The sequence below is a fragment of the Paenibacillus phytorum genome (assembly GCF_013141715.1).
Taxonomy (GTDB): Bacteria; Bacillota; Bacilli; order Paenibacillales; family NBRC-103111; genus Paenibacillus_E; species Paenibacillus_E phytorum.
The window spans coordinates 1-14,070 of record NZ_WHOA01000166.1; the positions used below are offsets into that span (position 1 = coordinate 1).

At 37.4% G+C, this 14,070-nt stretch carries 12 protein-coding genes; 1 reads left to right on the forward strand and 11 read right to left on the reverse strand.

The features are described 5' to 3' along the window. Positions 1 to 74 precede the first annotated feature (74 nt). The 7 genes from GC098_RS24930 to GC098_RS24960 form a co-directional block, all read right to left on the reverse strand. Positions 75 to 269 (reverse strand): hypothetical protein, encoded by a 195-nt coding sequence (locus GC098_RS24930; RefSeq protein WP_171645922.1) that lies wholly within the window; start codon positions 267 to 269, stop codon positions 75 to 77. 858 nt (positions 270 to 1,127) lie between these two features. After that, entirely contained in the window at positions 1,128 to 2,909 is a 1,782-nt protein-coding gene (locus tag GC098_RS24935) for an aminopeptidase P family protein (protein WP_171645923.1), read from the reverse strand. Further along, positions 2,893 to 4,014: an ethanolamine utilization protein EutH gene (eutH, locus tag GC098_RS24940; RefSeq protein ID WP_171645924.1), complete on the reverse strand. Its 1,122-nt coding sequence runs from the start codon at positions 4,012 to 4,014 to the stop codon at positions 2,893 to 2,895. Before eutH ends, GC098_RS24935 begins: the two co-directional genes overlap by 17 nt. A 40-nt stretch (positions 4,015 to 4,054) precedes the next feature. Further along, entirely contained in the window at positions 4,055 to 4,717 is a 663-nt protein-coding gene (locus GC098_RS24945; protein ID WP_246358931.1) for a helix-turn-helix domain-containing protein, read from the reverse strand. Between the two features lie 626 nt (positions 4,718 to 5,343). Further along, positions 5,344 to 6,471, reverse strand: coding sequence for an NADH:flavin oxidoreductase (locus tag GC098_RS24950; protein ID WP_171645932.1), 1,128 nt, complete (start codon positions 6,469 to 6,471; stop codon positions 5,344 to 5,346). A gap of 380 nt (positions 6,472 to 6,851) precedes the next feature. Then, positions 6,852 to 7,076 carry a hypothetical protein gene (locus GC098_RS24955; RefSeq protein WP_171645925.1) on the reverse strand — a complete coding sequence of 75 codons (225 nt, stop codon included), beginning with the start codon at positions 7,074 to 7,076 and terminating at the stop codon, positions 6,852 to 6,854. Positions 7,077 to 7,782: 706 nt separating this feature from the next. After that, entirely contained in the window at positions 7,783 to 8,307 is a 525-nt protein-coding gene (locus GC098_RS24960) for a hypothetical protein (RefSeq protein ID WP_171645926.1), read from the reverse strand. A gap of 358 nt (positions 8,308 to 8,665) precedes the next feature. On the opposite strand from GC098_RS24960, the gene GC098_RS24965 reads away from it, so the two are divergent. Beyond that, positions 8,666 to 10,159, forward strand: coding sequence for a peptide MFS transporter (locus tag GC098_RS24965; protein ID WP_171645927.1), 1,494 nt, complete (start codon positions 8,666 to 8,668; stop codon positions 10,157 to 10,159). Between the two features lie 308 nt (positions 10,160 to 10,467). Here the strand turns inward: GC098_RS24965 and GC098_RS24970 are convergent, their stop codons facing one another. The 4 genes from GC098_RS24970 to GC098_RS24985 all read right to left on the reverse strand — a co-directional run bounded on the left by GC098_RS24970 (position 10,468) and on the right by GC098_RS24985 (position 13,873). Further along, complete coding sequence (locus GC098_RS24970) at positions 10,468 to 11,244, reverse strand: Cof-type HAD-IIB family hydrolase (protein WP_171645928.1); 777 nt, start codon at positions 11,242 to 11,244, stop codon at positions 10,468 to 10,470. Positions 11,245 to 11,481: 237 nt separating this feature from the next. Then, positions 11,482 to 11,790, reverse strand: coding sequence for a VOC family protein (locus tag GC098_RS40275; protein WP_246358933.1), 309 nt, complete (start codon positions 11,788 to 11,790; stop codon positions 11,482 to 11,484). A 271-nt stretch (positions 11,791 to 12,061) separates the two neighbouring features. Beyond that, positions 12,062 to 12,616 carry a hypothetical protein gene (locus GC098_RS24980; protein ID WP_171645929.1) on the reverse strand — a complete coding sequence of 185 codons (555 nt, stop codon included), beginning with the start codon at positions 12,614 to 12,616 and terminating at the stop codon, positions 12,062 to 12,064. A gap of 732 nt (positions 12,617 to 13,348) precedes the next feature. Continuing rightward, positions 13,349 to 13,873 carry an AAA family ATPase gene (locus GC098_RS24985; RefSeq protein WP_171645930.1) on the reverse strand — a complete coding sequence of 175 codons (525 nt, stop codon included), beginning with the start codon at positions 13,871 to 13,873 and terminating at the stop codon, positions 13,349 to 13,351. Positions 13,874 to 14,070 lie beyond the last annotated feature (197 nt).

Sequence of the window (14,070 nt, forward strand, 5' to 3'; positions counted from 1 at the left end):
GATGCAAGCTCCTTCACTATCGTTCTTCGTTCAATAGATAATACTAAGCTGGTCCTCTACATTGGTATATTTCTTTAGATTCTCTTGTTCTTACCTTGTATTCTTTTAACACCAAACCATTGGACTGCTTGATACATTTGAGGTTGTAGTAGGTCAATTAATGCGTCTTCTAATACATCTTCTCGTTTTGATTGTTCTTCTGAGGCATATGATGTTGATGTTGTTAAAATAAGCAAAAGAGTCACTAATATCACTAAAGTTTTTTTCATCCAATCGCCACCCTTTTTTTAGGTATTTTCTCCAGATTGAATAAAATTGATTCTTGCTGCATTAAACTGCCCGTTAGCTCAATCGTTGCCTCTTTCCAACATACGTTTTATAATTCATCTAATTTAACAAGTTGTTGAGAAAGGTTTTCAGTTGTGCATAACAATTCAAGTTCTTGTCATCATTCGGCAAACGATATATGTTCTTGTCATTGGCTTTTGACAAGAACATATATCGTTAAAACAAAAAAAGCCGCAACTGCGCGACTTTTAAGCTTATATGTTCTTGTCACCCGACATTTCCCACAATTAAATAAAAAAGCGCAGGCAAAAATATGCCTGCTTGTCATTTCTTGAATTTTCCCCCAAATTATTAGACACTCCTCCACCCACAACTGCTACATCATATTTTAGCATCAGAATCATCCCTTTCCATTTTGTACCTGTATGATGGGAAAGGGCTGCGTAATGTGACACAAATAAAAAATTGTGGAGTGCTAAATAATGGCGGAGAAGTGAAAAACAGGGAGACCCGATGTTCCACAACAAAGGAATAGCAATTCCTCTCCAACAAATTTCGCCCTACTTGTGATAAGGTTCTCTGTAACGAACCTAAGTGAGTACCTAGTATTCTTAATCCCTTCCTATTCCTTTTTATAAGACCCCTCGTGTTGAAGCAGCCATTCCTTCCTCCATAAACCACCTGCATAACTGGTTAAAAACACCCGGAATTCTATTTAATCCATATGTCTCTTTTGTAATTTCTACTTGTACTTTAAAGGAATCGGCATAAAGGTTAGTGAATATCATTGATTTTATACTTTAAGGCGAAAAATATTACTTGTATTCGGCAATACCTATTTATATTTCCCTAGTTTCTTCCCTTAGCCATCCGCTCTCTTCTTCATTTAAATAAGGAGCTAGCTTCATATTTACCTCTTGATGATAATTGTTTAACCATTGCTTTTCACTCTCTGTTAACATATCTTTATTGATACCGGCTAAATCAATTGGGCAATACGTAATTGTTTCAAACTTCATAAATTGACCAAACTCTGTTTTCTCGTCTTCAACTACTAACATCATATTTTCAATTCTAATTCCATATTTACCTTCAAGGTATATTCCCGGTTCATTCGTAATAATCATGCCTTTTTCTAATGTAACATTATTATTATTATTATTCCTTATGCTTTGTGGTCCTTCATGAACATTCAAGAAAAAACCTACCCCATGTCCTGTCCCGCATTTATAGTCTAAACCATACTGCCATATTGGTTGCCTTGCTAAAACATCTAAGTTAGAGCCTGTAGCTCCGTATAAATATTTTACTGAGCTTAATGCAATAAATCCTTTTAACACCAAAGTAAAATCTCTTTTTTGTTCATCGGTAAGTTTTCCTAAAACAATCGTTCGTGTAATATCTGTTGTTCCATCATAATACTGTCCGCCTGAATCAATTAAAAAAAGACCTTCATTCTTAAGAGTAAATTGCGTTTCTTTATTGGCTTTATAATGCATCATCGCAGCATGTTCTCTATAACCTGCTATCGTATCAAAGCTAGGTCCAACATATCCTTCCTGCGCCCTTCTGAAATCTTCTAATCTTTCTTCTGCAGTAATCTCTGTAATTTCTTCTTTGTCTACAACGTTTTTTAGCCATTTTATAAATTTCACCATGGCTAAACCATCTTTTATTTCACACCATTTTACATTTTTAATCTCAACTTCATTTTTAATAGCTTTTAAATTAGTCGTGATGTCAGGACTTTCAATTTTCTTTGTAATACTGTTAATGGCATTATATAATCTGCTATTTGTTTTATTCGTATCTAAAATAATGGTATCTCCGCTTGAAAGATTTCCTAAGAAAGTTTGTATTTCATGATTCGCTTTTAACTTGATTCCTTCAGCCTCCAGTTCTAATTTAACCAAAGGGGAAACCTTGCAAGAATCAATAAATAAATAACATTTATGTTCTGCTACGATTACATTAGCTATTACAACTGGATTGTTAGGCACATCGGCCCCTCTTATATTCAAAAGCCATGCAATGTCATCAAGGGAAGTTAAAATATAATAATTTGCTCCTATATTTTTCATTTCTTTTCTTACTTCATTTAATTTTTCTACTTGTGATTTGCCTGCATATTTTACGTCATGAGTAAAAATTGGTCCTTTAGGAATCTCCGGTCTATCTTCCCACAGATCACCAATTAAATCTTGATTCATTTTTAATACGATTCTCTTTGCTTTTAGATCTTTTTCCATCTTTTTAACCATATTAATTGAAAAAACATTTCCATCAAAGCCCACAATGCTTCCTTCATTAAGAACATCTGCTAGCCATTCTGAATAAAATGGTACCCCTGGATCCACCATTCTAAATAATCTGATTCCTGAGCCCTCAAGCTGCTTTTCTGCTTGAATATAGTATCTACCATCTGTCCATAACCCAGCATCCTCTAATGTAATAACTACAGTACCTGCAGACCCTGTAAATCCTGATATCCATTGTCTACATTTCCAATGTTCTGCTACATATTCGCTCTGATGTGCATCAAAACTGGGAATTATATAAGCATCCATTTGATTTTCTTTCATTAGCTGTCTTAACTTTTCGACCCTATCCCTGATATTCATTACTAATACCTCCATTTTCCTTAAGACTAAATTCTTTATTTTCACGATCATATAGCCATGCAGCTAGTACTATACTAATTATTCCTGCTGTAAGCTTTGATATGATAAACGCTCCTAACATTTCTGGGGCTACTCCTGATACAAATCCAAATTGACCTCCAAATACAAATGCTCCACTTACTCCAAAGGCAGTACATACCACTTTTCCTTTAGGATTCATTTCCTTAAATGTTCCAAATATCAACAGATTACTAGCCAAACTTCCTAGAATGCCTGCTACTGACACTGAATTAATTCCAAATTTCTCCCCTATTTCTTTAAAACTATTTTTAAAAATTCGATTGATAAGTGCTAGCATAGGATATGCTCCACCTAAAACAAATGCGATCTTGCCTACTATTACAGTAGATTCAGATAGTGGTGCTAATCCTGAGACAAGCCTTACACCAAATATCACATCTATACCTTGTAAAAGTAATCCAACAGTACTCAAACTCATTATAAGCTTTCCAAATACATTAAAAACTTTTATAAAAACATGAGGAGCTTTTAATAATCCTGCTCCTAAAATAATGGCAAAAACAAATATAGGTACCAGATTCCATACTAATATATTGATATTTATTTTTTGCCATAAGCCTGCTGCAAGACATCCTATTGGTATAGTAATAATTCCAACCAACACACCCTTAGAAAAATATTTTTCATCCTCTTTAGAAAGCATCCCTAACGCGACAGGTATTGAAAAACTAATTGTGGCTCCTAATGTAGATGCGATGATAATTCCTGAGAATGCCCCCATTTCCTCTGTCAATGCTAGCTCATTAGCCATTTGATAGCCCCCCATATCTACAGCTAAAAATGCTGCAGGAACGATAGAAGGATCTAGATGAAAAACTCTAAAGATTGGAATAATCTCAGCGGATAAAAAATTTGTAAATATAGGGGCTAAAGAAAGTATTCCTATCATGCCAAGCCCTAAAGCTCCCATGGTCTTTATGCCTTCCTCAAATTTCCCACCCAGTTTCAAATGATTTCCGGTAATATAATCAATAGCTCCGATTACAAAAAAAGAACCGATTAGATATAATACAAATTTATCCATAGTTATGATCACTTTCTATTTACTTTATATAATGTCTTTACTAATCAGCATCTGTAGTATAAAACCCACTATTATAGATATAATTAGGCGTATTAACAGCTATAAGCTTGACCTTTTTGTTCGTATAATTAGCCCAATTGTGGGCAATATTTGAGTCCATATGAACACTGTCACCAGGATATACTTCATGCCTCTGACCATTTATGTAAACTGTTAATATACCCTCTAAAACATAAATGAACTCTTCTCCCTTATGCTTATAGGATAATATTTCTTCATCTTTCTTTTGAGGAAGAATTTCTATAAGCCTTGGAAAAAGTTGTTTATTTTCTAAATTTGTACTTAAACTATACTTAATAAAACCACCTTCTACTGAATCCATTAATTCTTGTTCATAACTTCTTAAAACCATATCTTTCCTTTTAAGTGGATAATCAAAAAAATGTGTTAAATGTACTTCCAAAATATCAGCTAGTTTTTCAAGTGAATCAACTGCTATGGTAGTAAGCCCCCTTTCTAATTGAGACAGAAATCCAACAGATAGTTCGCTTTTTTCACTTAACTCTTTCAAAGTAATTCCTTTTTCAGTCCTCAATTTCTTTATTTCCATTCCTATATTCATCACTTCACCTCGAATTTTCATTATTATGAATAATATAATATATGTTAGAGTAACACGCAATATAATATGAAATAATTTCATAAATATGAAAATCATTTAATTAACGTAATCATCTATTCTCTCAAGAACAGTCCGTAGAATTACACAATCTGACACAAAAAAAGACGCTTGATCTATTAGATCTATGCGCCTAGATTGTTAAATAATAAAATACGAAAAGAGCTATCTTATTGTGCCTTACTCAACTAAAGCGCCAATAACTCGAAGGAGAGTAAAGATACAGTCTGCCTATAATTTGATCAACCAACCTCAGTCTTCTGGTTAGGTCATGTTTTTTAGGTACAGATCTATATTCAAATGAGGAAAAATTTTCGAGCTTTGAGCAAGTTTTGAAACTTATCCCTGATTTTGTTACATTGTAAATAGTTGAATTTGGATGATTACTTTCAAAAACAACCACCTAAACCGTTGTCACAATAACGTTCTAAGTGGTTCTATTTTTAACCTCACTTACTTATGATACGGTTCAGCATATCACAATTAAACTAATCTGCCCGTTCAGAAAAGGCCACCGATCAATTCCGCCCGCTATCGCCAATTGCAGGAATTGCTATAACACATGTTAAGTCGTCAAACAAAAAAAACGGGCTCTCCCACTAACTCGGAGTGCCCAATCATATAAACAAAAGGTTAGAATTACAGCAGAATCAAGATAGCGAACGCAGCGCTTCAGGGGTGAAAGGCTTCAGCTCGTCAAGCCGGCCATCGCGGACCTTAGCCGCCCATGCCGGATCAACCAGCAGCGCACGGCCGACTGCAACCAGATCGAACTCTCTATTGTTAAGCTTGTCGGTCAAGGTATCCACGTTCGCCGTACCTGCGTTTTCCCCTCTAAACGAGGATAGAAACTCATTATCTAGACCTACGGAGCCCACAGTGATTGTAGGTTTGCCGGTTAATTTTTTAACCCAGCCTGCGAAATTCAGGTCGGAACCGGCGAACTCCGGTTCCCAGAAGCGGCGGGTCGAGCAGTGAAATACATCAACACCCGCTTCTACAAGCGGCGCAAGGAATTTGGCCAGTTCATCCGGATTGGCTGCCAATTTCGCCTCATAATCACTTGATTTCCATTGCGATATCCGCAGTAGGATAGGGAAATCGGGTCCTACCGCGCGACGGCAAGCCGCAATAATTTCAGCCGCAAAACGGGTTCTTTTCACAAGGTCTCCGCCATAGCTGTCGGTGCGCTGGTTCGTTCTCTCCCAGAAAAACTGATCGATCAAATAGCCGTGGGCGCCATGAAGCTCAATCCCGTCAAAGCCGATCCGTTTGGCATCCGCCGCCGCTTGTGCGTAAGCGGCAACAACGGAATCGATCCTTTCCTGACTCATCGGCTCATTGACTTTTTCCCCGGTCGCGAGATCCAAGCCTGAAGGTCCGATCGGCAGCTCCTCCGGGTTCGGAACGGCTCCTACCTTACGGTCCGTGCCGATATGCCATAGCTGCGGCATAATCAGCCCGCCGGCTTCATGTACTTCCGCGACGACGCGAGCCCAACCCTTCAGCGCTTCCTCCCCATGGAAATTCGGAATATTCGGATTATTGGTGGCAGCCGGATCGTTGATCAGGGTACCCTCCGTAATAATAAGCCCTACACCGTTATCAGCACGGCGACGGTAATAAGCGGCCACATCAGGACCCGGCACTCCTCCTGGAGAGAAGGCTCTCGTCATTGGAGCCATGACGACCCGGTTCTTTAGGTTCAAAGTTCCAAGCTTGGAGGACTCGAATAAAGGTCCTAGCTTGGAGGCAGGTTGGATTTTTTGATTATTCATTTTAGCATTACCTCCATTATGAATAAATTCTGGTTTCATAAGCCTTGCCACCTAAACTGTCATATAAATTATTACAGTTATTGAATTTACTATACCATACTTTTTCCAAAAGCACTACTTTTTACTTACTGTTTTCTGCATACCGCAGCTGCGGTTCTTGCGTCGGTGTAAGAAGGAAAACAAAGTATTAGACTGACCTTGCCGATCCTACGCGGCCTTTTTAATATTTAGAACGTCAGGTCCCGTAAAAAAAGTATTAGACTGACCCTGAAATAGAAACAGCGACAGTCATGGACAGGAAAATAAAGTCCTAGACTGTCGCTGTTTTATTCAACTAACGTTCTTCGTTAGATCAGCCGACCAATAGGATTACGATATGGTCATTTTTGCTCAGTACGGTTATTTAATGGACTCCACCATTTCATTTCAACTTTCGATTTACTACCCTCGTAGTTAATTTCATTTTCTGTAGGTACTTCTGAATGCTCGTTTACACTGGGTACAGGAGAGCCAATGAATAAGAATGCCAGGAAATCAAGACTGGTTAAAACAGCGCCGAAAACAAAAAATAATACCCATTTGAACGGCTTCGGCATGCCCTTCATCACAGCTCATCCCCTTTCATCAGTTACCTACATGTCAGTATTGAACTAACGTTCCTCGTTAGTTGAACGATTCATTATTGCTTAAATAGTGGATCAAAGTTTTGGACTGTTATTCCTGGATCAATCATTATCCCGCTTGTTTGGTCTATTGTTCCTGGGCAGTACAACGCTGTAAAAGTTAAAGACATCACATACTTCCCGCTGACTTGGGATTACTGCCAAGCCTTGGGCTTAACAATCAATTGGAGCCAAGATGGTGGGCTTGAGATTCAGAACACAGGAACTGGAATGACCGAAATGAAACAAGACTTGTCGGTAATAACGATAGCAACGGTGCTTTACAGCTGTATTGCCTACTTATCCTATTAAGGTAAACGAAGAAATCATAGATAACAGTGCTGAAGTCTACCCACTATTGAATTTCCGAGACATCACTTACTTTCCGATGACATGGCGGTTTGCACACGATTCCTCCAATGACATCCTAACCTGCCAGATATTAATATGCCTTTCCCTAGTCTATCCACATAATAAAGACGTCTTTCGCTGGGTTTACAATGAGCAGCGAAAGACGTCTCTATATTTAAAATCAATTGGTTTAAATTAACCGCCTTTTCAAAGGACGGTTTTCTTTTTTTGGGTCAAAATAACATTAAGAAAGTAATTGTAAATGCCTACAACAAAACAGATGAACCGTGGTCATTACCTAATGCAGTTCCTCTTGATTAACCAGTGTCCATATATTTTCTTCTTTATTCAATATCGTGGATTTGATTTTTAAAACGATATCCGCTATATGAAAGCTTCCGTTAGAACGTTCCCATACTACTCTGGCTGCCTTGTGATCTTTACTCAACAAAATTCCATATTGAGAGTCACCCGTTATATATTCTTTTTTAGCCTCGTTTAGTGCCATAAAGAACGATTGTGCTTCAACATCTGAAAGTTGGTTTGTGAAATCCCTGTCAATATCAACTCCGTAAATTAAATCCCAGTCATCCTTTTTAAATTTTTCACCTTTACTCTCCTCAATCTTAATAATTCCATTTTCCCATGATTTGTACAATCGATCTACGACTTCCTTCTTTTGCTGTTGCTCTGCTGGTACAGTTACTAATTTAAAGGTCGTTGCATTTTCTTTTGGAGTAGAAGTAGCGAATGCAGGTGTAAGCGAGAGTATTCCTGTAATAACCGCTCCAGAAATTGTAATAGTAATCCACTTTTTGTTCATATTTTTATCTCCTAATAGCACCGAATTAATAATAAGCAAACATTCTGAGACGCATAGAATCGTAATTTGAATTTTCTAGGTGAAATCAAACGTGTGTACCCGTTGGTTTAAAGTGATTACTTGCTAATAAATTCTCTTTAGAAGTTTAGACGCAAATTATAAGGTAAAAGTTTCAATTTCTACTTATTTTAAACTCCCATTACTTTAATAAACAAAAGAGGAGCTGCCTTGAAGCAAGCCCCTCAACTATCGTTCACCGTTAGTTAAATCGACTTGTGTTGAACACATAAATCATACTCAACATGGGAATTAATAACTTATTGGCAATAAATAGAAAAAAATAAATGAGGTTGATTTTATGTCGGATGCAAATAAACAAAAAATTGTCGAGAGTGTCCCCCAACAGGGCTTTCTCGGACACCCAAAGGGATTATTTACACTTTTCTTTACCGAGTTTTGGGAGCGCTTCTCTTATTATGGTATGCGGGCTATCCTTGTTTTCTATATGTACTATGAGGTATCAAGAGGTGGGTTGGGACTGGACAAAACCCTTTCTCTAGCCATTATGTCCATCTACGGTTCGCTGGTGTATATGTCCGGCATCATCGGCGGCTGGCTGGCCGACAGAATATTCGGCACTTCAAAAGCCTTATTTTACGGCGGGATCTTGATTATGTTTGGCCATATTGTTCTTGCAGTACCTGGAAGCGTCACGTTGTTCTTTGTTTCCATGGTGCTCATCGTGCTGGGTACAGGCTTGTTAAAACCTAATGTTTCCAGTGTTGTAGGTGAAATTTACGGTGAAAAAGATAACCGCCGCGATGCCGGATTCAGCATTTTCTATATGGGGATTAACCTTGGAGCATTTCTTTCTCCTTTGGTTGTCGGAACTGTAGGCACACAATATAACTTCCATCTAGGATTTGCATTTGCAGCTGTAGGGATGTTTCTAGGGCTCGTCGTTTTTACGCTCACCAAGAAAAAAAATCTCGGTCTTGCCGGCACATTCGTCGCCAATCCTCTTTCACCGGCTGAAAGGGCAAAAGCGTTCTTCAGGATTGGCTTGGGTGTTGCTCTCGTCGCTATAGCACTGGCTATTACAATTCCAATGGGGCTGCTTACATTTAGTACTTTTGTTAAGTTAGTGGGAATTCTCGGGATTCTCATTCCAACCCTTTATTTCGTTGTCATGTACAGAAGTCCTAAAACAACAGCTATCGAACGTTCCAGAATCATTGCTTACATTCCGCTGTTCATTGCTTCCGTTATGTTCTGGGCGATCCAAGAACAAGGATCAACCATCCTTGCCAATTATGCCGATGAACGCACACAGTTAGACTTTGCAGGCATTCATATTTCACCTGCTTGGTTCCAATCGTTAAATCCGTTGTTTATTATCATTTTTGCACCCATATTCGCCTGGTTTTGGGTAAAGCTTGGAGAACGTCAACCATCCATCCCTGTAAAATTTGCATTAAGCTTATTGTTCTCCGGTTTATCCTTCATTATCATTCTATTACCTGCTTACTTTGGCGGCACCGGGTCTTTGGTTAATCCATTATGGCTCGTTCTGAGCTATTTCATATGTGTGCTCGGTGAATTATGCTTATCACCTGTAGGTCTCTCCGCTACGACCAAATTAGCGCCCGCCGCCTTCTACGCGCAAAGCATGAGCCTGTGGTTCTTATCAAGCGCTGCCGCTCAGGCCGTTAATGCACAGATTGTTAAGTTCTACACACCAGAAAACGAAATGGGTTACTTCGGTGTCATTGGAGCGATATCACTAATCCTTGGTTTCATCTTGCTACTGCTTGCCCCGAAAGTTCAAAGTTATATGAAGGGTTTACGATAAAAACAAAGCCGCCTTGCACATATCGCAAGGCGGCTTCCTGTTTCCTGAGGTTCCCGGTTGCCGGGACACCAACTCCCATGAATCGTAAGGGAGTCTGAAATCTAACTAACGTGGTGATGTCGAAGTTCTGTTTTGTAACAAAAATGAAATATCACATTCATCGATTGGTAAAGTCCACTCTTTATAATAATAAGTGACCCCCTTTTAATTAAAATATACATAAGACCCGCTGCAGAAGATGCAAGCGGGTCTCTTTTTGTTTATTCCACTATCGTTTCCGTTAGTTCAATGATATAGTTCGTTCAGAATCAAATAACGCCAAATTTAGTTAGGGCATAGTATATGCCATCTTCACTTGCTTTTTTGGTTACGAAATCCGCCCTTTGTTTAAGGTTCTCCTCACCATTACCCATGGCAATACCGAGGCCAACGAACTCTAGCATATCTAAATCATTACCACCGTCGCCGAAAGCTATAGAATTACTAACGGCAATGTTGTAATAATCCAGCACTTTTTTGATTGCTTCCGATTTAGAGACCACTTGTTTTTCAAGAATGTTTATTACATATCTATGGAAACGTACAAACCGCAGTTGCGGGAAGTTATCAATGAATTTTTGAGCTTCACTCTCATCAGCGTACAAACACATACAGTAAATCTCTTCTGAGAGTGCATCTAAATTCTTAGGATAATGACTAAGACCTAGGGTCTCTAATAGTGCACTTCTAACACGTTTTTCTTCTACTCCTATTCCGTTCATTGAAATCAAATCTGTAAAATAGGAAAGACTGTGTCCATTTAGCTCGGCAAAACTTGATAGTTCACGAACCGTTTTTACAGATAACGCTGACTTATAAATAACATTATTTTTTTCTTTAATAAGTGCTCCATTTGCTGATATTAAAGTATCAATGCCGAGTGCAATTAGTTCTTCGCACAAATTATGTGGTCTCCCCGTTGCAACAACGACCTTAATACCTTTTTCACTAAGCCTTTTTATAGCCAATTTTGTGCTTTCAGGTATGCATCTATCCACTTCACTTAATATGGTCCCGTCAACATCAAAAAACACGATCTCGTACACTGCTAGAATCCCCCTATGATTAAAAATACCTTGCTCTAATAGACGTTAGTAACCCATAGAGTTCCATACTTAACTGAATTATCATGCCCGTTACTTGAACAGGCTGCCGAATATACCGGCAGCCTGTATTATTATTGAGCTTTCGTTCACCGTTAGTTTAATGTTCAACTTCCATCCAAAGGACATAGCCTCACAAATATGCTCACAAAAATATTTATCATTTATTTGAATTCTCTGTTATTGATTCCGTCCATTTATTGAATTCCATTCATCTACCGATAACACACCCAAGTCAGGTCTCGGTTCATTAGATAGCATTGAAATATACTCCACTACATGGCCATCCGGATCCTTAAAATATATTGATACTGCTGGCATCCATCCAAATACAAACGGTTTATAAGTTCCATCCTTCAAAAAATCAAATGTATCAATACCGTAATTATTTAAATTAGAAATTGCTCTACCCATATCTTCTAATGCAATATTAAATGCAAAATGTTGACTTACTATTTCAATATCTTTTCGTTCCCAAATTCCAAACATATAGCTACCTCTACTGCCTACCCAATACAATCGGGATCGACGATTGTTATCAATCGCCCCGACCTCAAAACCTAAAATATTTTAATAAAAACTAGCCGATCTTTCCAAGTCTGATACATGAATATGAGTTTCGAATATTCCTTTAATCACTAAGGTTTGCTCCCTTAAATTATAAATGTTTTGACCAGTTCTGTCGTGTAACATCTATTCTGCGAACTTCATCGGTTTCGATACATGCTCTTTAAAAAAATATTCACAATTAATTCTTTCGTTAAGATTCGATATTAAGGTATAAATAATTTTCTCCATTGTTTTTCTTAACGACATTGACTGAACTTAGATCTAGATCTCGAAGATCATGACCCCAGATACCGTATTTGCCATTTGTTTCATTCCTGTTTTTAAGTTTACCTCTCTCCATCATTGGAATTGTTTTAATGCTGGAAGTATCTTCTTCTTCTTGATAAATAGTATGATATATTTTACTGATCTGATTGATTAAATCTGATCTTAATAGTCTGGAATTATTTATTTCAAACACTTTGGGCTTTTTTAATGGGTAGTCTATGACTATATAAATGCTTTTATAATTTAAAACTACTTCGTCCTTTTTACTCAATCGTGCCAGTTCATCTTCTGGTGATTCTATACTGATCCAGGGGATTAGTCCATTAGGGAAAGTATCTAAATCCCCTTTATTGGCTTTGACTTCGAATGTAATCTCCTTTAAAAATATTCCTTTATTTTCATCAAGCTCATTAGCTCGGTTGATGTATGAGCCACTTATTAGTAATTTGAATTTCTTAATGTAATCTAACATTGTCATCAGTTCTTACTCCTAATTTATCCCGAAGATAATTTTTTCCCTCAGGGGCTAATTTTAACTAATGCCCTCGCAATAATGGCTGCAGCACCTAAGTTGTTAATTCTCTTATTGTTCCGTCATCATTTAAGTTATAAAGAGAATCCATTAATGTCGGCAGCAGAATTTAGTTTAAAAAAAAGATATTATCCACTTTATTATTAAAATGAAAACCGTAATCCCGATTAACTCAAATATGTAATCTCTCCATGAAAATTTGTCTTTGCTTAATTTGAATTTAAATACTAGGAAGATTGCAACACCAAAAATAATTGAAAATATCTCCTCCAGCATATACCTCACCTCAAACGTTTTGAACTAAAGTTTCCCGTTAGTTGAATAAATTGTTGGTTAACTTATTTGTCTAAACGATGCGCCGATCGATCTAGTAGATACTTAATACCTGATATAACAGCAACTACTAAGCCAATGCCTGCAATTACCAAACATATAAAAAATGGAGCTGGACTATGAGGTTCAAGAGCTTCCTCGAATGTTGGGTGGAATGGTATAGAGGTTATCTGAATGTATAAGCCTATTACTGCACTAAATATCCAAACAATAGCCCCAATCACCGCTATTATAAGTGACTTCGGCCTTCCTCTCTTCATAGCTCTTCCCCCCTGAAAGTGAAAAGTATATTCCTCGTTTATATTCGTTATTACGGATCAAATTCCTTTTTATGTAAACTGCCCTTTAGTTTAATGAGCTAATAATTTCGATTGTATTTTTTAGTGTTATGGACTTAGAAGAATATTGTCCCATCTTATTTATAACCTTCGGTTTAATTCGACTTTCAAAATTATCATTCCAGATAAACATGTTCCTGAATATTTTAAAAGTCGGTTTATAGTTTGATTTTTCTATTCTGAGTAACTGTAAGATAAATCTTCTGATAATTCGATACTTTCGTTTCGAATTATCAGTATCCAAAAATATAATTAAATCAGCATTATTAAAACTTTGGAACACCCATTCGTTATAATGAGCACCCTCTATAATCCAAGTATTTGAATGAATAATTGTGCTCAACAGTTGATCTCTTTCTTCCTCAGTCCTTTTAATGTCTCTCGGTTTATGTCTCTTCCAAACAACATTATCCAATTCGTAATGTGGAATACTCAGTTTATTTGATAGTTTTCTGGCTAATGTTGTTTTACCGCTCCCAACGGAACCTATAATATGTATTTTTCTCGGGGCAAATTTGTCTAATTCAACCATTCAAACAAGCCTCCATATAGATTTTTAATAATGTATTCTTCCAACTTTCCCCAAAACCTCTATTAGAATTAACCTGCCCGTTAACGTAGCGACGTCAATCAACGATAATAAACGATGGATAGGTTCCATTACCGCACTAAGATCAGTGTGAGAACGTGCAATTAAGTTGGTGATAACCTTTATCCGCTAACTTAAAG